We start from the raw sequence: 26,237 nt of genomic DNA on the forward strand, positions 1-26,237 counted from the left end.
CCTCTGTCAGCCCAAGGTCGAGACTCATTTGATTTAATTTCTATAGTTTTACTATAGGAGATAACTGCTTCTTCATGTCTTCCTAAGTTGGCTAGTGCGATACCTCTATTGTGCCAATAATTACTTTCTCTGTCATTAATATCTCCTAGTTTCTTCCGAATATTAATCAGTTTTTTGCCAGTATTTATTGCTTTTTTACTAGCATCTATTGCTTTGTCGTAGGATGCGATCGCTTCTTCGTATCTTAATAATTGAGCTAGTACCAAACCTCGCCCATTCCAAGCATTAAACACCTCTATGAAGTTAGAGTTGATTTCTAAAGCTTGCTCAAAGGAAGTAAGTGCATCTTCATACAAATATAAGTCATTTAATACAAATCCTCTATTAGTCCATGCTTCTGGGAAATCAGGCTTAAATTCTACAGCTTTGTCGTAAGAAGCCAGTGCATCTTTGTAATACCCCCATTCTTTCAAAGCAATTCCCTTACAATACCAAGTATAATAATCAGGTTTCAATTTAAGTGCTTCTTCACAAGATGCAACTGCTTCAGAAAAACGTTCTAAATGAGTTAACGTAACACTCCGATTTCTCCAAGCATCATGGAAATCCGGTTTGATTTCTATCGCTTTGTTAAAAGACGTGATCGCTTCAGAGAATCGGTCTAAACTATCGAGTGTTGCACCCCGACTATCCCAAGCCTCATAGTTATCAGGTTCCAATTTCAGCACTTGATCAAAAGATGCGATCGCTTCTTCAAAAGAACCTAAATCCTTTAGAATAATACCCTGATTGTACCAAGCTTGGGCATAATTAGGATTTAACTTCAATGCTTGTCTTAAGCAAGCTATTGCTTCTTGTAAATTACCCAATTTACTTTCTGTAGCACCTCGATTACTCCAAACAATATAATCGTCAGGTTTTAATTTGAGTGCTTCATCAAAAGATAAAATTGCTTCCTCAAAGCGTTCTGAATGAAGCAGTGCTACCCCCCGGATATTCCAAGTATCATAGCAATTAGGTTTCAATTTAAGTGCTTGATCAAATGATGCGATTGCTTCAGAGAAACGTTTTAATTTATCAAGTGCAAAACCTCGTTCTAGCCAGACTGGCTGAAAGTCAGGCTTAATATCTATCACTTTGTCATAACATGCAATTCCATCTTCATATCGTTGTAGGTGGTAACAAAATATAGAACCACGATTTGCCCAAGGTTGATATGCATCAGGTTTTAATTCTATAGCTTTATCAAAAGATTCTAATGCTTCTGCAAATTTTTTTAAATCCTTGAGTACATTACCTCTCTAGCAATTTTACATAAGTGTCAACGGTTATAGTTTGTATTTGTTTGCGAATATTTACATACTTTGCTGACATGGCGAAATATCGCGAGCATTATTGAAGTCTGTTTTTAGGTTTTGGAGATGCGATTACTGCAGTCACAAAATAACTGAGAATAATTTTATACTGCTACGATGGCTCTTATTCAAGAGGAAAAAGATAAAATTCACCTAACTACTTGCCAAAGACCTTGAGACAATGCTAGAAGCCCCTCTCTAAAAAATTCTAGAAGTCCCTTCCCGAAAATTATTCAGCTTACCGAGACTCTCTATTGCAGATCAAGTTTCCGAACTCAGGTCAGAATTTTGGACGCTTTTTACACAAAAACTGCTTATGAGCAGTTGAATCAGCGAAAACGGCTAACTGCTACTAAAGCAGATCGCACTCGCTACAGATTGTATAAAATCACCCCCTCCGATAAAATTTGGCGTATTAAGGCGAGATCTCAAAAATCTTTTATCAAAAATTGTGAACAAAACCTGCATTATTACGCTGTTTAACCAAAGTGGTGGTGTTGCTAAAACCACACTTACTCAAAATTTAGGCTATCACCTAGCACTTAAAAAACGTCGTGTCTTGTTGGTAGACATGGACCCACAAGCTAGCCTGACTACTTTCATGGGGCTTGAACCCGACGAATTAGACCAAAGCATTCAACAAACAATTGTTGACAATAAGCCATTACCTATCTATCCTGATCTGATTCACGGTATGGCGCTTGTCCCTGCTGATATTAACCTAGCGGTTACTGAAATGCAGTTAGCAAGTGCGATCGCCAGAGAATATCGTCTAAAAAATGCACTTGCCACAGTGCAGAACAATTACGACTTTATTCTGATCGACTGTCCCCCTTCTTTAGGGTTACTCAGTGTTATTAGTTTGACTGCTGCTACTCACATTCTTGTTCCGATACAATGCCAGTTTAAATCATTTAAAGGAACAGAACTTTTACTTAGTACGGTAGCCCAAGTCCGCAGTCATACTAACCCCGGTTTACAATTTGCGGGGTTTGTTCCCACAATGTTTGATGGTCGCACTGCCCAAGAGTCTCGGACTGTTAAAGCTGTGCAAGAACAACTGTCAGATATTGGTACTGTATATCCACCCATTCCAAAATCTATTGCCTTTGCCGATGCGTCCGAGCGTAGAGTACCTTTAGCATTGTTTGATAAAAATCACTCTGCTGTCAGCGTACTCAAAAAAATTGCCAACAGTTTAGATAAACTCGAAGTAAAACAGTGAATAAAAAGCGTAACGAACCCTACGCCGCCATCAAAAAACCCGTTGAACTGCTGTTCGGTAGCAGTGCAGATACCACGCAGCCTGATAATCAAGCCAATGCTAGTTCCACTATTGACATCACTAAAATCAAGCTGCCTTCCTCGCAACCCCGGCGCTACTTTGACCCCCAAAAACTTGAAGAACTATCACGCTCAGTTAAAGAACTAGGTATTCTCGAACCTCTGTTGGTGCGTCCGCTCTCTGGAGGTGATTATGAATTAGTAGCGGGTGAACGACGCTACAGAGCGGCAACAATGGCAGGATTAATCGAAGTACCTATTGTTGCAAGAGAAATGGACGATGCGACTACATATCAAGTACGCCTCGTTGAAAACCTGCAACGTGAAGACCTCAACCCCCTAGAGGAAACTGAAGGTATCCTCGAACTGTTGGCGTTGCGCTTGGAAATCAGCGTTGACGAAACCGTCAAACTGCTGCAAAAAATGGACAATGAAGCTAAAGGTAAAATTACCCGTAACGTTACGGGTAACTCTCAAACTCTGCTGGTTGAAGAGGTATTTATAGCTTTAGGACGCATGAAGTGGGACTCTTTTGTTCGCAACCGCCTTCCACTGCTGGGTCTGCCGCCTGATGTGCTGTCAGTTTTGCGTTCGGGGAAACTTGAGTACACTAAAGCACGAGCGATCGCACGAGTTAAAAATGAAAAAATCAGAGATGAACTGTTAAACATAGCAATTGAACATAATCTATCCCTGAGCGAAATCAAACAGAAAATCCAAGTTTTTGAGCAGCAGTCTGAATCGCGCTCATCCTCTCAAACAGAGACGACAGATCTCAAAGAGCGTGTTGATGATACGCTTCGACGATTCAAGAAAGCTAAATTGTGGGATGACCCCAAGAAAAAAACACAAGTTGAAAAACTGCTGGCACAACTGGAAGCATTAATGCAGCAAAATTGACACGCCCTCTTCTATAAAACCTACTATGGATACACAAGTCCACAAGTCGCAAGTTTCCAGCCCTTAAAGAGAGATCCAAATTGCCTCAAACCGCGAACAAGAGTAGGCATCAAAGGAGGTCTTTGAGAGATATATCCAGACCATCCACCCAGCTCTTGCAATGATCGAAGTAGCCCAAGGTAAACAAGCTTGTGGATAAGAATTTTGCAGCTTTTGGGGATCTCCTTCCACAGAAGATTGAATCACTCCTCAGTAGTGTTGTTGCTGTTCACAAAAGGTAAGCGCGGCAGAAAGCTGAGTATTGTCGCGCTTACCTTTTGTAAGGTTCGCACGGCTACGGACAAAGCCAAGATTGTCAGGTGTTAAATACTGATCGCAGGCTCTAGCTGAGTAGCTTCTAAATTCAAGGAAAGCTGTTTTGAGGGTGGCAAAGATTTGTTCAATCTTCCATCGCCATACATACCATTGAATGACTCGCAGTAACTGTTCTGAGCAAGCAACGTCAATGAACTATTCTAGTTGATCGCTCTTGACTTGCTAACTATGTGCAGTCCCATTGACAAAGCGATCGCCCACCATATCAGGTCGCTCACCGCTCACAAGCTATCTTGACCAGATACAGTGCAACTTGAGGGGGAAAAACCGGGGGTCTTCCCGGGCATTGGGCATCATACAGTCCTTCAGTACCTCCACAGATAAATCGTCTTTCCCACTTGCGAATATGACGACCCGCAACTCATGAACGCAAGTGTCCTCATGAATTGCGGTTTTAGCTAAAAGTTTATTTTTTAGTGCAAGTCGGAGGTCTGTGAAATTTTTCGACTTCATAAATACATTGAGTAGTCCTGCTCTTAAGTAATTATTGTTTTGGAGAAAAGCAGTTATGTATAGATGCAAAACTTCTCCTAAAAAGTTTCCCAATTCTTTCTAGGGTATAAGTAGGGGCTATATATGTCCCATAAATACCTAAGAATTTTTATGCTCAATTTAACCCCTATTTAGGGTATATATAGGTAATGCTTAGGGTATTTTTCACCAATTCAGACTTTATACCCCACTTGACCCCTATGACCAACATTCACACTTTACAAAAAATTTTTCCTGCGGGCTTTGATAACGGTTACGGTAGCATCAAACTTTTAGTCGATGGCTTTGATGTTGTTCGCGTCCCCAGCTACATTTCTTCCGTTGACATGGAAGATGTTCCCGGAAGAGTAGTTTTCAATGGTACTGCCTACACCGTCGGAGAATCTGCTTTTCGTACAGGTTATCATTTCGACCGCAATACAGATAGCAACGAGAACAAAGTCAATAATGCACTAATTACATTATTGGGTGCCTTGGCACATCTGCCACATCGTAAAGCTTGGCATTTAAAGTTAGTCGTTAGCTTACATGATGTCGCTTTGGCAGAAGACTTAAAACAAGTACTCAACGGTGAATATCAGCCCATACTTGCTGGTAAGCAATCTGAAGTCAAGGTAGAAGTCCTGAAGGTAGTACCTGAAGGAATGGGTGCATTGTTTGGACAACCACTCCCCCCAAAATTAACCGTTTTAGACTTTGGCAATGGTACGACTCTGTATTCACGTTACAACCAGGGTAAGCGGGAAGTTCATACCCCCTACCCCACAGGTGTAGAAGTGTTGATTGATGATATTGCCCAAAAAATGAAACATCTTAATGGCGGAAAAATTGGCGATTCATCCAAAATTCGCTTCTGCTTGGAAATGGGGCATACCAGATACAGTCGTGACATTGATATCAAAGATGTCTACAGCACTTGTTTAAAAGACTGGTATGAGAAATATTTGAAGAAACCAGTGAATCTGACACTTGATGCCAAACACACAGGAGATGAAATTTGGGCCATTGGTGGAGGTTGCCTGTTGCCTGGATTTAAGAAGCTTTTAGAGAAGAACGGGTTCAAAATTCTGGACAATCCGGTAGAAGCTAATGCCTTTGGACTTCTAGAAATGGCTAAAGCAATTGTGAAAAAAAATTCGTGAAACCATGCCTGGGATTAGCTTCATGCCTCATTGGAAATTATAGATGTGTGAATTCTCCTTCTCTAAAATTTCAAACATCAAATATGGTCATTCATCACATTTGGTAGATAATAACAATGGCAGATAAACAAAATTTAACACCAGAAAAAGTCCGGATTAAAGATAGCTATCGTGAACGTATCTTTGCTGAGTCACAACAACTAGATAAAAGTTATCTGGAAACGCTTTACTTTATTATTGACTGCTATTTTGCCTTTAAAAAGGGTGCATTCCCAATACAACAAGCAGTTTCACATACACCTGTTGTTAATCCGATTACCATCAACCAAAATCAACTTGAGGAGCAGACTATAAATCCATCTGTACTCAAAGAACAAAAGGATTTAGACGGTGAAACGTTCACCCTTGATTTTGATTTGTAACTATAATCACCAGCAATACATACTCATTGCATGGCTACTTCATGGGCTAAAAGTCAACCCTCTTGCTGAATTCGCTTGTGAACAAACAGATGAGGCTTTTAGCAAAATTAAAGGCGAATAAAATATTACTGGATTAGTTACCTTACGAGTGTTTCATCAGTTAGGTTTTTCTTCAAATGCTTGAGGATTTCAATGCTCTGTATTTTTTAAAATAACCTAATTCAGTAACTTTTTAACAACCAATTTTCAAGCTGTTTATCTAACTTACAAAGCTTTAAGGAACTGCACTGAGTCTGTAGCCTCACGGCTATTATTCACAAAAATGTCAGCAATTAGCCGTAAAACTTCAGCTTGTTCTTCAGGAGGTGCTTCAGCAATCAGTGATCGCAGGCTAACTCCTGGCCTTTGACCAAATAACTCCGATAAATACCACACCCTAGCTTCTACCGGAACAGCCAAAAGTAGCGCTATTAGTTTTGATGCTCCTAAATCCGCCTTCCCGCGACGAAAGCGGGATAACATCACCTCTGAAACTTTAGCCTGTTCAGCCGTTGTCTTCGCTTCAATTTGGAAGCGATTCATCATCTCATCGAATAACTGCTGATAACGTTGAGTTTTCTCTGATACAAAACTTTGCATTGCTTTGTTAATTATACTTAAGTTTAACGGTTATACTATGTGATGTCCGATGAAACAACAACGACTATGTCTACCTTAATCTTACCAAACTCTTGCTAGAAGTGCTTTTCACTAGACATATCTTTAATCTTCTAACCACTAGCATAACCATCAAATTAATGCCTTGTCAGGATTAAACATAAAAATTCGTTGACTGAGCATAAATGATAGACATCTAAAAAATCAGCCTCGATCCCGTTGGGAAAGAGGTGAAATTTTGTCTTGTTATTTTGTCTTACTGTCTTGTTATTTTGTCTTAGCAGAACTATGACACAACCCAATTCAAAAATTCAAGGAATTTTTTACCCACTTCAGCATGAAGAATGGTTGAGAGCCTACCGTGAACTCACACCAGCACAAAGGGACTAGCTATGTCACACCAAACTCAACTTACGGTAGTCCCTGATTACCCAATGCTCGGTATTGAATTAGATGGCTTCTACCAAACTCCTAACACAATGGCTATTAAAGCTATTCGCGGCAAGTTAACTGCTGCTGACTGGTCACTATGGGCTTATCTACAAATGATTGAGCCTTTCGGCGATCGCATGGTAGAACTACCAAGAATTCCAGAAATTGCAGAAGCAATCGGTGTCAGTGAAAGACAGGTTAAACGTTCTCTGGCAAAACTTGAAGATTTAGAACTTTATCGATGGGAACCTGTAGTAATTCGTGGACAGAATTTAGCAGGTAAGCAAGCCAAAGAACTACGCCAAAAGAAAAAAGCAAATCAATCGGAAAGTAAACCTAAATTTTCTGGCGAGAGAAAAATGACAGAATTGTCCGGAGTTGGACAGAATTGTCCAGAACAGGACAGTCCAGAATCTAAAAGTAAACCTAAATTTTCTGGCGAGAGAAAAATGACAGAATTGTCCGGAGTTGGACAAGATTGTCCGGAGTTGGACAATCTTGTCCAAACTAAGACAGAATTGTCCGGAGTTGGACAAGATTGTCCAAATCGAGAGCTAGAACCCTTGTACAGTAATGGTTATAGCTCCCCTCAGATCTCTCAGACTTATACAGAATTTATTCAGACTCTCTCAGAAGAGGAGCGAGCGAATTTTTTGAACTTTTGTGAAGAAAAAACTAAAAATCTCAGTCAGCCAGTCAACGACATTGAAGCTTGGTTGGCTCATCAAAATAAAGCTGGACAAAATCGCTGGGAGGTTTATTACAAGAAATTTCTGGCTTGGCAACAAGCAAAAGCCAAAAAATCTCAAAGCAGTCGCAGCAGCCAAATGATGAAAAAGTTTCAACAGGAAATTGAACAACAACATCAGCAAGCTATGGAAACCTATAAGGAGAAAGTATGATCGCTCCCAATGTTCTTGAAATGGAACAAGCCAGCTTGGGTTGGATAATGTCAAACCCAGAAGCAATCAGCATAGTGAGCTTCAACCTCTCTACAAAACCTTTGTCCTGTGAATTGAAAATTTCAAGTTGCTTATGGCGGAAGAACTAAGTTTTCAAGGGCCAGCTGACCGCCTGCCACCCCAAAACATCGAGGCAGAAGAGGCCATTTTGGGCGGGATTATGCTAGACCCAGAAGCAATAAGCAGGATTTGCGATCGCTTAATTCCAGAAGCCTTTTACATCAGCGCCCACAAAGATATTTATCAAGCTGCGCTGCGGCTCTTGAGTCAATCTTTACCCACAGATTTACTCTCAGTCACCAGTTGGCTGGCTGACCACAATTTACTTGAGCGTATTGGTGGGAGAAATAAATTAGCCACCCTTGTAGACCGCACAGTGTCAGCCGTTAACATCGATGCCTTAGCTCTTTTGGTGATGGACAAGTATCTGCGGCGGCAGTTGATTAAAGCGGGTAATGAAATTGTGCATCTGGGTTATGAGACCGAAAAAGAGTTACCAATTGTCTTAGATCAGGCAGAGCAAAAGGTTTTTCAACTATCTAATCAAACTATTACAAACAATACTGAACACAACAGCACGATTAATATTGCTGCTTACGAGGAATTAGATTCAGATAATCCCATCTACCCCACAGGACTTCATGAGCTTGATAATTTAATGCTGGGATTTGAAGATGGCACACTCACCATAGTTGGGGGTAGGCCATCAATGGGGAAATCATTCATTTCGCTATTCCTGGCGTTCCAGATGATACTGCTTCACGACTTACCTGTAGCTATCTTCTCGCTGGAGATGACAAAAAAGCAATTGGAGTACAGACTGTGGAGTTTAATTAGTGTTACTAGTGCCTACAAGCATTTAGACTTGATTCCGCTGAAGAGCGATCGCATCCGCAGACATCGTTCAGGTAATCAACCTTTAGAGATCTGGGAATTCACAAGTATTGCCAAAATTGTTGGTATTGCCTCAGAATTACCGCTTTATATGAATGACTCAAGAGGTATTACTGTTTCTGGAATTGCTTCTGAATGTCGTCAGATAAAAGCCAAAGAAGGAAAGCTGGGATTAGTTGTAGTCGATTACCTACAAATGATGGCAGAAGACTCTGGGGGTAATCGCAGTTATGAATTAGGAGATGTCGCCAGGGGACTTTACAAAATGGCTGGTGATTTAAATGTTCCTGTCTTGGCACTTTCTCAAATTTCTAGGGGAGTAGAGAGTAGGCAGAATAAGCGTCCTATGATGAGTGACCTCAGCCAATCAGGAATCTTAGAGATGGTTGCAGACAATATTATTCTCGCGTACCGTGATGAGTACTATAACCCAGATACTACAGAACAGGGAATCTTAGAACTTATCATGGCTAAATCTCGCCACGGCGATACAGGCACAGCAACAGTGTTTTTTGACAAGTCATATGGAATTATCCAGAATTTGAGGTGATGAAAGTTGTTTACAGGCGATCGCCTGCTCTGAGGCAAGCTGAATGCAGAGATACAAAGTACAGTAGAGTGTTTGTGCTTTTACCCCCTGGATGACCAAATTGTGAATCATACCCTGACCAAAAATTAACGACATTTCAAGGGTTACAGCCTAAACATCACATAAAAGTTTGCATAAAATTATGGCCGCGTGTCCTAATTGTGAATCATAATAAATCCTAGAGTTGTCATAACGAAAAAGAAAAAACTTCTCCCGAATAATTCTCTAAAAATCACTCCTATGTACAACTTAGATGACAAAATATGGTTCAAACTGACTAAAATATGATTCAATTCGCGTTGATAAGTATTTTTAGGAGACTGTAGTGAAGCAACAAAGCCGTCCTTGTATCACATAGGTCACGCTCCCGGAGGTGAAGCTCAAATGAACGAATTCGAGTTTGAAGATTGGTGTAGGCAACAGCAACTAGCAACCAACACCATTGATTTGATTACACAAATCAGGAAATCCCCACCCTCACGTCGGGTACAAGGACGAACCAAGAACGTTTGTGGCGTGTACCCTAGTTCTAAAATGGGGGTCACAATTCAATTCGAGAGCCATACAGTGGAATTGTGGGCGATTTACTTGATGGAACACGACCCCAAAGTTTTAGAGTTCTACGACCAGCCCCCACCATTCAAAATCCAGTATAAAAATCAAGCAGGGCGTAATATAGGTCACTATCATACCCCTGACTTTTTTGTATTACGTCATGATGGTGCTTGCTGGGAAGAGTGGAAAACAGTTAAGGAACTAGAGTTCTTAGCACAAAAATATCCTGGGCGTTATCAAAAAACAGCATCCGGTCATTGGCGTTGCCCACCAGGAGAAGCACACGCATCACAATTTGGTCTAAAATACTGCGTTCGTACTGATGCCGAATTGAATCCCGTCTTTACCCAGAACTTGATGTTTTTGTCAGATTACCTGGGATTTAAATCAAATTTGACAACAGATGTACACTCGACAGTTCTGGCTTACCTGGAAGCAAATCCAGGAATAACGATTGCGGCATTGCTACAAGAATTAAATGATGTATGTGCCAATGACATATACATCATGATTGCAACTGAGCTTTTGTACGTGGATTTGTCTGCTGTCCCCTTAGTTGAACATTACAGGACACGATTATGGGTAAGTCAACAAAATCATGACGCTTATACACACGCATCTGTTGTAGGAGTAACTACAAAGAATACTCCCAGTAGTCCCACAACACTGCTACCTAACACAGCCCTTGAGTGGGATTCGGCGCTATGGACTTTAGTTAACTATGGCGAGACCACAACCACGCTATTACCAGAGTCAGGCTTCCCAATACAGTTGCCCACAGCATTTTTTCTCCAGTTATTCGACAGTGGCACCATTAAAATCCACAACGGAGTTACAGATGTAACAAGAAATGAAACTGTACGGACTTTAATGGAGGCCGCTTCTCCATCTCACTTAAAAGAAGCGAATCGAAAATTTAATATAGTACAAGCATATTTCCAACGCCATACAGATATCTATCAAGACATCAACCCACGTACCTTGCGTAGATGGGTACAACAGTTCCGTGAAGCAGAAGCAAGTTTAGGTTGCGGTTATGTCGGGTTGCTACCACGCACACATCAGCAAGGGAATCGTCAACCAAAATCGCCAACAGATTCAAGTGAATTATTAGATAAATTTATTAAGGAGCATTTTGAAACACCAAGACAAGCGACAGGCGCTTCAGTATATCGGGCGTATGTCAGAGCCTGTACAGCATTAAATATACAACCCCTTAGTAACCGCACCTTCTACCAGCGTTTAAAAAAACGCCCAACCCATGAGCAGACATTAAAGCGTCAGGGAGCAAAAGCCGCATACGCAACAGAGCCTTTTGTCTGGGAACTAGCTTTAAATACACGTCCTCACGGAAACCGTCCACTGGAGATAGTCCATATCGACCATACCGAACTCGATATTGAATTACGCTCACAAGCTACAGGTCGGTTACTGGGACGACCTTGGCTAACATTACTGACCGATGCTTATTCTCGGCGAATATTGGCAGTTTATCTGACTTTTGATGCACCTTCTTACAGGTCTTGCATGATGGGGCTACGTATTTTAGTCCAGCGCCAAGGTCGTTTTCCCTCAACATTAGTTGTAGATGGTGGCAAAGAATTCCACAGTATATACTTTGACACCTTGCTAGCACGCTACCACTGCACCAAGAAAACACGACCTGGTGGTAAACCCCGCTTTGGGTCGGTAATTGAACGATTATTTGGGACGACAAATACTGAGTTTATCTATAACCTATTAGGTAATACTCAAGCAAGTAAACAGCCGCGTCAACTCACCAAAACTGTTGACCCAAAACAGTTAGCTGTTTGGAATTTGGGAGATTTATATACTTACCTGACCCAGTGGGCTTACTCGATTTACGACTCAAATTATCATGACTCATTAGGTGCGTCTCCAGGCGTTGTTTATACCGAAGGGTTGTCAATCGCCGGAGAACGCTTACACCGAAGTATTGCTTATAACGAAGAGTTCCTCATGGCAACACGTCCTTCCACGCCCAAAGGTCAGGCGAAAGTTCAGCCGGGACAAGGGATTAAAGTCAATTATCTCTACTATTGGAGTGATGCTTTCCGCAATCCCAATGTAGAAAAAACATTAGTACCAGTACGCTACGATCCTTTTGATATGGGAGTTGCTTACGCCTATGTTGATGGGCGCTGGGTGAGATGTATCTCTCAGTATTACAGTACTTTCGTGGGACGCACTGAAAAAGAAGTGTTGTTAGCGGCACAAGAAATTAGGCAATTGAACAAACGTAGCGCCACGGCGACGAATTTGAATGCCAAACATTTAGCTGACTTCATTGCCAATGTCCAAGAACATGAAGCCTTGTTGCTGCAAAGATTGCGTGATTTGGAAAGTAAACGCTTACTAGACAATTTAACGTCTAGTAATTCTTCTGTTCCATCAGTAAACCAAGTTCATTCAACATTTGCTGTATTGGCACAACAGAGTGAAGATGTTGCATCGCAGCACGTACCATCTCGAAACGTTGAACCGTTGGATCTAAGTTCACTGCCAATATTAGCGGAATACAAATAGATGGATTTAAACAGGAACAGGAGCGATGACATAAACTTACTTACTCAATTTAAGGAGTATGCAGTTTTACATCCACAGTTAGCACGGGTAGATATGCTGCTCATGCGTGCGATTCGAGAACCTGCCGGATTTGCTCATGTGTTGGTGTATGGGCCAAGCGGTGTGGGCAAGACGACGATGATACGGCAAATTGCCCGACGTTTAAATGCGCCTCAAACTGAGGATTATGTATCAAATGACTCAAGCTACCGCAACGGTTATGTACCTCAATTACCTCTGTTACTGATAGAGACACGTCCACCTGACAGTGGGGTGTTTAATCGAACTGACTATTACCGGACTGCGCTGAAGCTTTTGAATGAGCCATTCTACGAGCGTCGTAGCATTGTAGACATTGATACGTCGGAGGCATGGGAGAAAAAAGGGCGTGGACGTACTAGCAAAACTTCCCAGTTTAATGATTCTCCAGAACTGCGCCACGCATTAGAAGAAGCGATAACCAAACGTGGTGTACGTGCGGTTATCCTGGATGAAGCGCAACATTTAATGAAGATTGGGACTGGAAGTAATGCTGGCAAGCTTTTAGACCAGTTGGATTGGATTAAATCCATGACGAATGTTACGGGTGTTTTACACATCCTGATTGGTACTTACGAACTGTTAAATTTCCGCAATTTAAGTGGTCAAGCATCCCGGCGCGGTCTGGATATCCACTTTCCGCGCTATTTGTACCAAAATGAACAAGACCGTTTGGATTTTCAAGCAGCGTTATTGGCACTCCTCAAGCAAGTACCTCTTGATACTAATATTCCTGAATTAATGCAGCATTGGCTTTACTTCTATGAACATTCTATTGGCTGTCTTGGAGTCCTAAAAGACTGGCTCATCAGAACTGTGGCGGCGGCATTAGATGATGGAAATAAAGCTTTAACTTTAAAACAATTACACGAACATACCCTAACGCTAGCGCAGTGCGAACGTATGGCAATAGAAGCGACTGAAGGCGAAGAAAAACTGAGCTATATGGAGAGCCGCCGCGAACACTTATGGCATTTGCTACAAATAGGAATGGGTTCAACGGATGTACCGACTAGTGCAGTCCCTCCTGAAACTCCGTTGGTCGGTAGTGAAATCACTTCATCGAAAACAGAGTCACCACCTAAAACTACATCGACTCGGAAAAAGCCAAACGTACCTGCACCACAAGAATTTACGACCACAACAGCAAACGAGATCCCCGTAGAGCCAGCCTTGAAGAAAAAGCAGACTCGTAAGAAAACTACATCTACTCAAACGCTTGAAATTACTGAAACGCCACTTAGTAATCCTAGTACTGACCTTCAGGCGATAACCCAGGACACGCAACAGCAAACAGATAAGAGTCCCCAGAAAAAGTCAGGCACACGGGTTGGACAACGCAAACCCAAGCGAGACACTGTTGGGCATGAATCGCCGTCAACAACATAATAATGATAATCATTGGGTGGGGGAAGAAGCTGCCGACGGCAGCTTCTTCCCATTCTCTTTATTAATGAGACAGGGTTGAGCTTTGCTCAACCCTGTCTCCCCCCAACTATACGATTATCATTCTTACAACTCACAACTAAATTATGAAGTATATCTTGTCCTAATGAGTTTTGAAGCATTTCGTGACCCTTTGGCAAAAATATCGTTCAAATCACACTTATTCAGCAAAAAACAGTCTGTTCCGCCGGGTCAACCGTTTTTTGTCAAGGAACAACCGCGTCAATTCCTTGCGGATACGGAATATGAATTGTTATTTTTTCAGTTGTTAACTGGGGTCAACGACGAAAATTGGAGTCGCGGACGGGTAAAGGGTTTTTTAGATGGAAAAAATATTGCTGAAGCTGATTTAGTGCAATGGTTGCGGCGTTTTGGCGAGAATTTGCTAGCTAGTGATGGGGAAAATAGGGAGTTGGCAACGCGGATGGTACGGTTGGGTGAGGTTGGTTGTGGGGTGTTGGGTGAGGTTGCTGGGGAGATTGGGAGGGAATTTTTGTGGGAGGAAGAGGACACTGGAGAGGAAGAAAAAAGAGAAGCGGAAATTTGGTTTGAAAGGGGTCAGCAACAGTTTGATGCTGAAGATTTTGAAGGTAGTATCGCATCATTTGACCAAGCACTCAAATTTCAGCCTAATGACCCTGAAGCTTGGTATGGAAGAGGTATTGTGCTAGCTAGTTTGGAAAGATTTGAAGAAGCAATCATATCTTTTAACGAAGCAGTAGAATTGAAACCTGATTTCTATGAAGCTTGGCAAAACCGGGGTGCTGTGCTAGCTGATTTAAAACGGTTCTCTGAAGCTGTTACATCTTTTGACCAAGCTCTCAAAATAAAACCTGATGACCATGAAGCTTGGCAAAATAGAGGTGCTGTACTAGCTGAGTTAAAACGGCTCCCTGAAGCTATTGTATCTTTTGACCAAGCTCTCAAAATAAAACCTGATTCTGATTCTGCTTGGTATGTTCGAGGTTTGGTTTTACATACATTAGAACACAATGAAGAAGCGATCGCATCTTATGACAAAGCATTGCAAATTCAACCTGATAAATACGAGGTATGGTTTGAACGAGGGTTAACACTAAGTAAATTAGAACAAAATGAAGAAGCGATCGCGTCTTATGACAAAGCATTGCAAATTCAACCTGATAAATACGAGGTATGGTTTAAACGAGGCTTGATACTAAGTAAATTAAAACGCAATGAAGAAGCAATCGCATCTTATGAGCAAGTAGTTAAAATTGAGCCTTATCATTATAATGCTTGGAACAACTGGGGTAATGCACTGCTAAATTTAGAACGATTTGAAGAAGCGATCGCATCTTACGACAAAGCACTGAAAATTAAACTTGATTTTCATGAAGCTTGGAACAGCCGAGGTGTTGCATTAGCTAATTTAGATAGGTTTGAAGATGCGATCGCATCCTATGAACAAGCACTGGAAATTAAACCGAATGATTATTGTCTAGCTTGGCTCAACCGGGGTAATGCGCTACGTAAATTGGGAGAGTTTGAACAAGCAATTAAATCATACGACCGAGCACTAAAAATTAAACCCGATTTCGATGAAGTTTGGATTGGTAAAGGTGCTTTACTTTGTGATAAGTTTAATCAATATGAAGAAGCTATAGCTTGTTTTGACAAAGCACTCAATTTTAAACCTGATGAATATAGGGCTTGGCGTAATCGTGGTGTTGCTGCTGGAAAATCCATTAGTTTCAATCAATTTTTAGCTATTTACAATGCTATTACAGAACAAAACTCAGACCTCAATAAACGCGATTATGAGGGAGAATTAGCAAGCTATCAAGAAGGTTTGAAATATTGCCAGCAAGACACTCATTCCGAAGGTTGGGGAATATTGCATCAAGCAATAGGTAATGCTCACTATTACCAAGGTGTGGGAGAACGTAATCATCGCCAATATTGGTTCCAAGCAGAATCTGAATATCACCAAGCCCTAATTACCCTCACAAAAGAAGCCTTCCCCGAATTACATTTAGACTTATTGCGAGGATTAATCCGCGTCTTATTTGGCTTAAACAAAGACGAAGCAGCCAAAGAATATCGCAAACAAGCATTAGCAGTATTCGGAGAATTACTAAACTCCCCCAATAAATCTTCTTTCCAAAAACGCAAATTAGAAGCCCAATTTTCTGGTTTCTCCCAAATGCGGGTGGACGTTTTAATCGAAGATGGTGATTTTATCTCTGCTTTAGAAACTGCAGAAAGAAACAAAAATTTCTACCTCACCTGGATACTCGATGCTCGCAAAGAACAGATTCTTAGCCCCAGTTACAGCCAAATTCAAAAGTTAATAAATTCCCCAACTAATCGAAACACAGCTATCATCTACTGGCATATCAGCCCCTTTGCTATCACTACATTTATCATCAAACCTGATGCCGATAAACCCGTCGTTATCCCTACCCAAAAGCCAGAAAAATTAGAAGCTTGGCTCAAAAATTGGCATACACAATACGATAATCACCGAAAAGGAGTAAAACAGCAATCATCAAATCCAGATTGGCGAGATAATTTACCGCAATTGCTGATAAAACTCGGCGAAATACTCAACATTTCCGCGATTATCAAACCCATCCAGAACCAAAACACTCAAATCCAAAATCTTATATTAATTCCACACCGCGATTTACACCGTTTTCCCCTCCATGCCCTATTTCCAGATGAATTTACCACCACCTACTTACCCAGTGCCCAAATTGGCATAAGTTTGCAGCAAAAACAACCAATTTCAGTCCCAACCAGCCTTTTAAGCGTAGAAGCACCCAATAGCAAAGATTCAGATGATAAGCCATTTGAAGAACTACCCAACGCAGAAATTGAATCTGTAACCATCTGTGCAATGTTCGCCAATCCCCAGCGAATACCTGGAAGTACAGCCAGCAAGGAAAATATCAAAACAGCCCTAGCAAATAACCACCAAATATTTCACTTTACCGGACACGCAACCTACAATTACCAAAGACCAAAGCTATCTTGCCTTGCCTTAAGCGGTACGGATAGATTCACCCTAGAAGACATTACCCAATTATCCCTGGAAAACTACCATCTCGTCAGCCTTTCCGCTTGCGAAACCGCCATTACAGGTAATCAAACCATTGATAATGAGTACGTGGGATTAGTCAGTGGCTTCCTCACTCAAGGCGTAACAAATGTTCTCAGCACCCTCTGGACAGTCGAATCTTTATCCAGCGCTTTATTCATGATTGAATTTTACCGTCAACCCAACTGGAATACTGCCCCAGCAGTTGCACTCAAACGCACCCAGATGTGGTTACGTAACTTAACATATCGTGAACTGATAAATTGGTACAAACAACGTGCTGAGGAGATAACAGAAAAAGATTCGATTTGCGCGGAAGATTTGCTAGACGAAGCCGCTATCATCGAAAATGACCCCGCTAAAATAAATACAACCATACCTCCCTATGCCCATCCCTATTATTGGGCAAGTTTCACCATTACTGGCAAAATTAACTCTTAAACTCATACAGCTATGCAAGCAACATATAATATCCGCAAAGAAGCTTTCTTAAATGCAGTCAACCAATTTGATGTATCAACACTACCACTGGAACTACAACAGGAAATAAATATATTGTGTAACGCTTTGAAAGAGCAAGCCACAGAAGATAGAATTAAGCAGCTTAATAGCTTAGTCGAAAAATGCGAACCACTCAAACGACTTTATGATATTCAAAGGCGAAACTTGAAGAAGCAAGAAAGTGAACAAGAACGCAGTAAAGGCTTTTCTGTAACAAACGATAATCCCAAACCAGAACAACTAGGTTCCACAAATACCAACCCTCCTACCCCACCATCCGATAATTCAAATTCCCAATCTTCTCCATCCACTCAATCAACAAATAAAGGTAGTAAATAGTCATGAGTCACAAACAACCGAAGGAACAAAAAAGAGGCTTTTCCGTGAGCGGAGATAAACCAAAATCTCAAGATTTAAAACCTACCAATGTCAATCCTCCAACCCCAAAAAAGCTACCAAATCAGAATCATAAAAAATATTAAATACTGATTAGCAAATAATGACTTCATGAAAAAACTTATATACCCTACCTTAGATTTGTTTGTTTACCAATTCAGAAATGGTTTAGGTGATAGTGATGAGCAAATTAAAGAAAATCATAAAAGCTTTTGGCAGAACCTACCAGATAAAATCAAGGTAGATTTAGATGCCGAAGAAAAGGGAGAAAACCCAGAATATATAAAATTAATAGAAGAACTAATAGAACAACCGACAAAACAACAATTTAATATTCAAAATAATCACTATTATTTTACAGATATCAGCGATAGCTACAAATTAGAAGGCTATTATTACCCAATTCGTTTATACGATACTTACGGGCTGATTTTCGATTGCTCCATTGACGATAGAAACAATCCTCAGCTAATAGATGTTTTCAAAAATCTCAAACAACAAGCAGCCACAAAAAGTGGTAATATCGGAAAAACTTGGATGGTATCTGGTTCATTAGCTCCAGGAACTAAACCTGATCCAGCGAGCATTGCCAAAGAAACATACAAGATTTTAGAAGGTATTGAATGCCAAAATCCAGAGCCAGGAAAATTCCTCGGCGCAACAGTTTTTGAAGTCTGGAAACCACCGCAAAAATGGCTAAATGTCGAACAGGAAAATATTCATGTTCTGATTATCCTCTATGCCAATCTGTGGAATATGGAAGTAGCCGCAGAATTTTATGGTGATTGGCTACGATTATTTAATATGCGTAATAAAATTCTTTGGGAATACGCATATAGTCGCCAACTCACTACGGAACTCAAAGCAATATTTCAGGCTGTCTTAGAGAACATCAATCGAGTCAACAAAGTTAATTACGGATTTATAAATCAAAAAATATCTCAACAAGAATTACAAGATTTGCAAAAAATTTTGAGTCAAAGTATAGCAACACTATCTGATTATGCTAGTAAGCTAAGTTTTTTAGAAATGCTTCGTTTAGCAATAGACAATAACTTACAAAACTATCAAAGCTTCATAAAAGATATTGAAAATAAAGCCAAAGAAAAACAGCAAAATGACAGTACATTAGGTGATACAAACTTACAATGCCTAGAGAAATTTACCAAAACTGTTACAAATAAATACAAAGTTCAGATACAACAAGACTGTGCCAGCCTCAATGCCAGTTTAAGAATTATAGAAGACTTAACCAACACCGTGCGTGGAATCATCGAGATCGAACAAACAAAAAATGACCGTTCTATAAACAATACTATTGCTGCTGTAGGTATTGGACTAGCCACTAGTCAAATAGTCTCTGCTGTCATCCTTGCCGAAGTGCCCCAAAATAAAAACCCCTTCGCCTATCAAACTCAAGCTTTTGCCTGGAGTTTGGGAATAGGAGCATTTGCTGGTTTAGTAGCATATATACTGATTCCCCGCATCATGCCCAAACTCACTCGAATCTTATCTCGTAAATGAAATGTTTACATAAATTTTGGCTGTCGTCATAATTAACTTCTGCTGCTTTGTTATGTTGTTAAAACTAAAAAACAATACGAACATTTTTAATAAACCGACCTGTCCGAAATCTTAACTAGGGCCCACTTGAATTTTGCTTTAACATTGCTCATCCCTTAATTGCGCTAATTCCTGAGCTTTTTCTTGATCGATTTTGTATCGCTTGTTACGCACTAAATCGTGATGATTTTGAATAAGTTGATGCTCCTCATGAGTGCGATCGCGTTTCCGCATACTTTTTAATTCAGCCGTTTCTTTGACTACCTCCCTTACTTTCAGGGATATTGAACGGTTCTGCCAGTGTTCGCGGTTAATCCTGTCAAGTTTTTGTGATATCGCTGGTAATAAATAAGTATCAAAATTATCTAGTGGTAAATTTTCCCAAATCCTGCTATCATTACACCCCGGCGTTTGACAAAGAGTCCAGCGATCGCGAGATAAATTGTAGTCTGGCATTACCAGCAGCGCCAAATGCGGATCGACTATTCCTGAATCCCGACAGCAGAAGCAGCGCCAACTTGGATAAAACATCTCCTTTTCTTCCTCATTTTGAACAGGCCTATCAATAATATTTCTGGGATAGACGCAACACTAGAACACCGATTCAGTATTCGGAATCATGACGAAAAAACCTGGTTTCGTGAGTTGTAACAAGGAATGTTTTATTGTAGGAGACGTTAAAACAGGGGTTTTCAGTCTCATATTTTATTAGTGAATCGGTGTTCTAGTGCTGAGTACTAAATTTAAGGTTGTTATGAATGTTCTCTACCTATTGATAGAGCCACTTCCTTGTGTAGACTACACAAAATTGATGTATAAATTTAAAAATAATTTTATGTATATTTACTTTATTTTATCAATATAATCCATATTTCTAATTACTTAAAATTATAGATTTTGTGTATAGTTACACAGTTAAAAACTAATTGTTAGTAATCAATATATCCAGAATAAATCATAAATTCTGAGAAATAATAAATTGATAATCTTCTCACATTCGGATGATTATTATTAGGATATATACAAGTTATTAAAGATATAGAAAACTTTGTTGTGATTCTCTATGTCTTCAATAAAGCTATATCCAGAACGCCACATAAAGAAGTATTCGACTAATCTTTATCCCCTAGTAATTACTGCAAATGTGGCTATGGTCTTAGATGTAATTATTAACCATAGTCCCCTGAGCTTTTTAACATTTGGCTTAACAACATTAGGGACAGCAGTAATTATTTGGCGGCGTGAGTTAGATGGGCTGCTTAATTTTTGTGCCAAGCTAAATCGGCGCTATAAATTCACTACCCCTGCATTGACAATGCTAGGAACTTTTTCATTGTTAGACGCACTATCAACTCCCGCAAAAGCACAGTTCTTCCAAAATGCACAAACTTGGATGACATCAAACTTTTCAGGAGCTGGTCAAGCTATTCCTTTAGTATTTAACGTGCTGCGTGGTTTATTTTTGATTTACTTGGGAATTTCTTTGGTAAAAGTCATACAATCAGCTCGCCAAGACGAAGATTGGCAGAATTTAGCCCGAACACCCATGATTATTCTAATTGCAGTGACTATGGGTGATATCTTGGCGAACTTAATTATTGGCAGTGGCGGTACAACTGGTTGAGGTCGAAAATGATTGATAGTAAATCCAAAACACGCACTGTTAATACCACCATTGGAAAGCAGCCTAACATTGGGCCATTTCCATCTGATCAATTAATTCCTTGGGTAGTGATTTCTGGGGTTTCCTATTATTTATTTCATGGCTTTTTGCGACTTAATTGGATTTGGACTCTAACTCTAGCAACTTGGGGAATTTCGACTTGGTGGGTGCTGACTGCTAACGGAGCTTGGAGAATTTTATCAAAGTTTTTAGCTACTCCTAATTGGACGCGAGTACGTGTGCTGTATCAACCAATTTTGCAGTCAAATGCTAAAAAAAAAGCAGAAAGCCGAAAAACTGCTAACAAATTTGAAATTTAGAAAATAGTCACGATGGGATATTAGTTAACTTTCCCAAAAAAGTTGACTTGGGAGGTGATATTTCGGTGAAATCAAAAGTTGGTAAGCGCATTGTTGATAATGGGGAACGCAAAGTTCGTTTAACACCTCTGGAAGATGCTTTTGCACTAGTTACAATGTTGCAGATTAATCTTCAAGGGCGTTCTGTTGGTGCTTACGTACTGCGTAAAGGTACTAACAGCTTTATGATTCACTTTGGGTTCGAGTGCGCCGGGATTCACTCAACGTTGCGTACTGAACAAATTGATCCAGTTTTCGACGCTATTGAATCGGGCTTAAAAGATTTACCAGAGGGTGAACGACTGACAATACATTTGAGTTCGTTTACTGATGATAGTTTCAGGCAACAACAACTCCAGAATTTGAGCGAGCGCTCACCCAACAAAGAACTACAATATCTCCTGATGGGAGAACGCTGTCGTACTCAAGAATTGACGAAACTCGGCATCCGTAAACCCAAAACCCTGCGCTTGTACTGTACCTATACAGTAGAACCAGATACCACTGGCACCAGCGATGTCATAGAAAAATTGCTCTCAAGACTAGAGCGTTCATGGAAATCTTTCACTGGCGAAATCAACGAGTTACAGTTTCTTCGCATTGAGCGCCTGCTACACGCATCTTTTACTGATGGCTTTCAACTTTGGGAACAATTGCTGTCCAACAAAATGGGGTTAAATGTTCGCCCCTACGATGCTGAAGAACTTTGGGCAATTCTCTGGCAGCGTTTCAACTCGACTCCACCGCGACCAATTCCCCAACTTTTGATTTTAGATGAGGAGGGACTGCGCGAAGAAATTTACTCAGAAGTTGCGCCTACTTCCATGTTGATGGAATCTGAATCATCGATTCCTATTGCTGATCGCCGTTGGGTGCATCTACTAGACAAATATATTGGAGCACTGACCTTTGTCGATAAACCTGGTGGCTGGACAGATAAGGAACACCAGATGCGCTATCTCTGGGAAATTTTATCCAGAGAACGGGTTTATGACACCGAAATTTACTGCCAATTGATGCGGGCTAACGAGACTTTAGTCAAAACCAATATGCAGCGCCTAACCAAACAGGCGAATACAAGCGCAGTTTTGGCACATGAAAAAAACTCAGTTGATGTCAAGTCTTTAGTCAATATCAAAAAGTCAATTGCTGCTCAGGAAGAACTTTATGAAGGTGCTGTTCCCATTCATACTGGGATTGTGTTTTTAGTTTACCGCTCATCCCGTGAAAAATTGGATGAAGCCTGTCGGTATTTACAATCTTGCTTTTTGCGTCCAGCCTGGGTAGTCCGCGAAACTGAATATCCGTGGCGGATGTGGTTGCAGACTCTTCCCATCACTTGGGAGCGTTTAATGACCGTTCCCTTTAATCGACGGCTAGTTTACTTAAGTGGTGAAGTACCTGGGTTCATGCCATTAGTACGAACTCAAGCTAAAGACGATAGTGGCTTGGAACTAATTGCCGAAGAAGGAGGAACGCCAGTATTCCTCAATTTGTACACCCAGCACAAGAACTTGGGGCTATTCGCTACTACCCGTGCAGGTAAAAGCGTCTTGGCATCGGGCATCCTCACCCAAGCTTTAGCGCATGGAATGCCAGTGGTAGCAATGGACTATCCTAAACCTGATGGCAGCAGTACTTTTACTGATTACACCCAATTTATGGGTAATGACGGAGCTTACTTTGATATCGGTAAAGAATCAAGTAATTTATTTGAATTGCCGAATTTAGGCTCTCTCCCACCTAAGTTGCAGCAAGAACGATTTGAGGATTACAAAGAATTCCTAGCGACGGCAATACTAGCAATGGTTGTAGGTACTCGTAGGGGTGTAACCAATGCCTCGCAAACACTTACGGACGCGATACGTTCCATCATTGCTTTGGCCCTGAAAGCTTTTTTTAACGATGAATTAATCCGCGATCGCTATGCCGCAGCCTACATTAATGGTTTTGGTTCACAAGAATGGTTGGTAATGCCCACCTTGCAAGATTTCTTAAGTTTTTGTTCTCATGAGCGTTTACAGCTAGATTCTTCAGGGGGCGATATCAAAGCAGCCCTAGAAACCATAAAATTACGCTTGCGATTCTGGCTTTCTAGTAGAGTTGGACAAGCGTTAGCCCAACCTTCCACCTTCCGCAGTGATGCACATCTATTAATCTTTGCGCTGCGTAACTTATCCAATGACGATGATGCAGCAATTTTAAGTTTAAGTGCTTACAGTGCAGCCCTGCGTCGAGCCTTGGCAGCCCCAGCCAGCGTATTTTTTATTGATGAAAGTCCTATCCTGTTTGAATACGATTCGATTGCCGCACTGGTGGGTAGACTGTGTGCCAATGGAGCAAAAGCCGGAATCCGAGTAATTTTATCTGCTCAAGACCCTGATACCATTGCCCAATCTCCAACAGGTGCGAAGATTTTCCAAAATCTAACCACTCGGCTGATTGGACGTATCCAACCTACTGCTGTTGATAGCTTTGCGAACATTTTGAAATATCCCCCAGAAATCATTTCTCGCAATGCCACAGAAAGTTTTTTTCCAAAAAAGGAAGGAGTTTATTCCCAGTGGCTGCTAGACGATAACGGGATTTTTACTTTTTGCCGCTACTATCCCGCCTTTAATTTGTTCGCAGCAGTAGCAAACAATCCCGAAGAGCAAGAGCAAAGAACTGCTGCTTTATCTCAGCATCCCAATAAGTTTGTGGCTTTGACACAATTCTCCAAACATTTGGTTGAGACGAAGTAAATATTCAAAAAAGGAGGAGTGATGCACAAAATTAAGCGAGCTACTATTATTGGAGCGATCGCCGTCTCTGCAATTGGATTCACTAGCGCTCAGGCATTTTCAGTACCAATTTTTCCAGATAGTCCCTCCGCAAGATTCTTCGAGCAATGGCGACAGCAATTGAATCCATTTACTCAAGATGCTTCCTCCCTGGCTCAAAAACTCGAACCTTTAACGAAGTTCTTAGGCAAAGATTTGCAAGCTGCGATTACGGAAGCAATGGGTGTATTGGGTTTACCAGATGCAAATGCAGCAAGAGAAAAAGCTTCTGATAGTGCAGCTACTTCAGATAGTGCCGTCAATGCGGCTGAACGAGCCACAAACGAAATTGACCGCCAAATTACCCGCACAGAAGCAGATAGCACTCTTAGCAAAGCAGGTCAACAACAAACCAAAGACCGAATTGAAACAACCCAAAATTCAGTTGCACAAGTTTATGTAGATGCTAATGCTGCTCAAGATGAAGTTGTCACCCAGAATGTCATGAAGCGAATTGCTCAACAAAATGTCCAAACCGCAGCAATTTTAGGAGACATGCGGACTGATGGATTGAAATTACGGCAGTCTCAAAATTTGGCGAACCTCAATTTGACGAATATCTCCCGTTCTTTAGATGGTCAAAAGCAGGCGTATCAGAAACAAACAGTGGATCAGGGTTTTAATAATTTAAGGACAGCAGCCCAAGCGCGGTTGTTCTAAAAGGCAGCCCAATGCCCAAAAAATTTCATTGCCATGCATGAAAAAGGAAGAAGGAGGGCGAAGATTGTTGCAATTATTGAAATATGAGTTGATGCTCGCACAAACCCAAACTCCTAATCCAGGGCAAGCAGCTTCCACGATTACTAAAGATGGTGCAGCTGCTAGTGAAGCGATCGCGCAGACAATGGAAAAACTTTGGGATGACGTACTCGGTGGAGGATTGTACAGTGCGATTGCCTCACTAGGAGTTTTCTTTGCTGTCGGCACTCTGCTGATTTTCCTTGTCCAATGGACGCGAGAAATGGTGGATGGTGATAACTCCAAAGCTTTCTCTGAAATGATTTGGCCCATAGTAGTGATAGTCCTGCTAGCCAACAATGCTCAACCCTTGGCGATCGCCACTAAAGGATTGAGAGCCATCATTAATCAAACAAACAACACTCTGCTGACAACCACTTCTGCTTCTATCCAACTCCAAGAAGCATATCAGCAAGTAATGCTGAAGACTGGTAACGCCGATGTCATTCAAGCATTAATTGTCCAGTGCGATGCGATCGCCGATCCGAAGCAACAAGCTGAGTGTTTACAAAAGGCTTCTGAGCAAGCCCAAGAAATTGAAACTCAAACAGATAATCGCCCCGGTTGGATGAAAGGTATTGGCGAATTATTTAACACCAACATTTTTCAATTAACTCTGCGTGGTTGGTTATTAGCATTTGGTATTGCTTTTCAATGGATAGTCGAAGTTTCCATGCTATTAACTGCACTGTTAGGGCCTTTGGCTGTGGGAGGTTCATTACTTCCCGTTGGTCAAAAAGCGATTTTTGCATGGTTAACTGGCTTTTTCTCTGTGGGAATGATCAAGCTTTGTTTCAATATTATTTCTGGGTTAGTCGCCACAATGGTGCTGAATGCTGATAATAACGACCCCATGATTTTCGCCTTTGCTATTGGTATTCTCGCACCAATTTTATCTGTTGTTTTGGCTGCGGGTGGCGGTATGGCGATTTTTAGAAGTTTTTCTAGTGTTGCCAGTTTGGGGCTTTCTTCTGTAGTTACCAGATTGGTTAAAAAAGTGTAAC

Annotated in this window: 18 protein-coding genes and 1 pseudogene; 16 read left to right on the forward strand and 3 right to left on the reverse strand. The window is 41.0% G+C overall.

All coding sequences use genetic code 11. The annotated features are described in order from the left end of the window. Positions 1-38: 38 nt before the first annotated feature. Positions 39-1,286 (reverse strand): annotated as a pseudogene (locus HGR01_RS37995) (tetratricopeptide repeat protein); the annotation flags it as partial. A gap of 520 nt (positions 1,287-1,806) precedes the next feature. On the opposite strand from HGR01_RS37995, the gene HGR01_RS38000 reads away from it, so the two are divergent. From HGR01_RS38000 to HGR01_RS38015, 4 genes are all read left to right on the forward strand, one after another. Then, entirely contained in the window at positions 1,807-2,580 is a 774-nt protein-coding gene (locus HGR01_RS38000; RefSeq protein WP_045874950.1) for a ParA family protein, read from the forward strand. Beyond that, positions 2,577-3,539 carry a ParB/RepB/Spo0J family partition protein gene (locus tag HGR01_RS38005; RefSeq protein WP_045874949.1) on the forward strand — a complete coding sequence of 321 codons (963 nt, stop codon included), beginning with the start codon at positions 2,577-2,579 and terminating at the stop codon, positions 3,537-3,539. Before HGR01_RS38000 ends, HGR01_RS38005 begins: the two co-directional genes overlap by 4 nt. Before the next feature lie 1,067 nt (positions 3,540-4,606). Further along, on the forward strand, positions 4,607-5,548 hold the full coding sequence (locus tag HGR01_RS38010; RefSeq protein ID WP_045874946.1) for a ParM/StbA family protein: 942 nt from the start codon (positions 4,607-4,609) through the stop codon (positions 5,546-5,548). A 116-nt stretch (positions 5,549-5,664) separates the two neighbouring features. Beyond that, complete coding sequence (locus HGR01_RS38015; RefSeq protein ID WP_045874945.1) at positions 5,665-5,970, forward strand: hypothetical protein; 306 nt, start codon at positions 5,665-5,667, stop codon at positions 5,968-5,970. Positions 5,971-6,234: 264 nt separating this feature from the next. Here the strand turns inward: HGR01_RS38015 and HGR01_RS38020 are convergent, their stop codons facing one another. Continuing rightward, a complete protein-coding gene (locus HGR01_RS38020; protein WP_045874944.1) occupies positions 6,235-6,609 on the reverse strand; it encodes a hypothetical protein in 375 nt (124 codons plus the stop codon). Between the two features lie 410 nt (positions 6,610-7,019). Here HGR01_RS38020 and HGR01_RS38025 point away from each other — a divergent pair, with 410 nt between their 5' ends. The 7 genes from HGR01_RS38025 (at position 7,020) to HGR01_RS38055 (ending at position 19,612) form a co-directional block, all read left to right on the forward strand. Beyond that, positions 7,020-7,961 (forward strand): AsnC family protein, encoded by a 942-nt coding sequence (locus HGR01_RS38025; RefSeq protein ID WP_228045731.1) that lies wholly within the window; start codon positions 7,020-7,022, stop codon positions 7,959-7,961. 133 nt (positions 7,962-8,094) lie between these two features. Next, complete coding sequence (dnaB, locus tag HGR01_RS38030; RefSeq protein ID WP_045874941.1) at positions 8,095-9,465, forward strand: replicative DNA helicase; 1,371 nt, start codon at positions 8,095-8,097, stop codon at positions 9,463-9,465. A 423-nt stretch (positions 9,466-9,888) separates the two neighbouring features. Next, positions 9,889-12,606, forward strand: coding sequence for a TnsA endonuclease N-terminal domain-containing protein (locus HGR01_RS38035; RefSeq protein WP_045874300.1), 2,718 nt, complete (start codon positions 9,889-9,891; stop codon positions 12,604-12,606). Further along, positions 12,607-14,073 (forward strand): ATP-binding protein, encoded by a 1,467-nt coding sequence (locus tag HGR01_RS38040; RefSeq protein ID WP_045874301.1) that lies wholly within the window; start codon positions 12,607-12,609, stop codon positions 14,071-14,073. 163 nt (positions 14,074-14,236) lie between these two features. After that, positions 14,237-17,632: a CHAT domain-containing protein gene (locus HGR01_RS38045; RefSeq protein WP_045873590.1), complete on the forward strand. Its 3,396-nt coding sequence runs from the start codon at positions 14,237-14,239 to the stop codon at positions 17,630-17,632. Positions 17,633-17,644: 12 nt separating this feature from the next. Further along, on the forward strand, positions 17,645-18,031 hold the full coding sequence (locus HGR01_RS38050; protein WP_045873589.1) for a hypothetical protein: 387 nt from the start codon (positions 17,645-17,647) through the stop codon (positions 18,029-18,031). Positions 18,032-18,199: 168 nt separating this feature from the next. Next, positions 18,200-19,612 (forward strand): hypothetical protein, encoded by a 1,413-nt coding sequence (locus HGR01_RS38055; protein ID WP_045873588.1) that lies wholly within the window; start codon positions 18,200-18,202, stop codon positions 19,610-19,612. A gap of 138 nt (positions 19,613-19,750) precedes the next feature. Here HGR01_RS38055 and HGR01_RS38060 read toward each other — a convergent pair whose 3' ends face one another. After that, positions 19,751-20,182, reverse strand: coding sequence for a hypothetical protein (locus HGR01_RS38060; protein WP_155539575.1), 432 nt, complete (start codon positions 20,180-20,182; stop codon positions 19,751-19,753). A gap of 532 nt (positions 20,183-20,714) precedes the next feature. Between HGR01_RS38060 and HGR01_RS38065 the strand changes: the two genes are divergently transcribed. Genes HGR01_RS38065 through HGR01_RS38085 form a run of 5 tightly spaced genes read left to right on the forward strand, consistent with a single transcriptional unit; the run spans position 20,715 to position 26,236 of the window. Beyond that, positions 20,715-21,275: a hypothetical protein gene (locus HGR01_RS38065; RefSeq protein ID WP_045873587.1), complete on the forward strand. Its 561-nt coding sequence runs from the start codon at positions 20,715-20,717 to the stop codon at positions 21,273-21,275. A gap of 8 nt (positions 21,276-21,283) precedes the next feature. Beyond that, complete coding sequence (locus HGR01_RS38070; protein ID WP_045873586.1) at positions 21,284-21,634, forward strand: hypothetical protein; 351 nt, start codon at positions 21,284-21,286, stop codon at positions 21,632-21,634. A gap of 59 nt (positions 21,635-21,693) precedes the next feature. Further along, entirely contained in the window at positions 21,694-24,417 is a 2,724-nt protein-coding gene (locus tag HGR01_RS38075; RefSeq protein ID WP_045873665.1) for a hypothetical protein, read from the forward strand. Positions 24,418-24,438: 21 nt separating this feature from the next. Beyond that, positions 24,439-25,155, forward strand: a complete 717-nt coding sequence (locus HGR01_RS38080) for a hypothetical protein (RefSeq protein WP_045873585.1) — start codon at positions 24,439-24,441, stop codon at positions 25,153-25,155. A 37-nt stretch (positions 25,156-25,192) separates the two neighbouring features. After that, positions 25,193-26,236, forward strand: coding sequence for a hypothetical protein (locus HGR01_RS38085; protein ID WP_081584131.1), 1,044 nt, complete (start codon positions 25,193-25,195; stop codon positions 26,234-26,236). Position 26,237: the final 1 nt, after the last annotated feature.

The sequence above is a fragment of the Tolypothrix sp. PCC 7712 genome, assembly GCF_025860405.1.
GTDB lineage: Bacteria > Cyanobacteriota > Cyanobacteriia > Cyanobacteriales > Nostocaceae > Aulosira > Aulosira diplosiphon.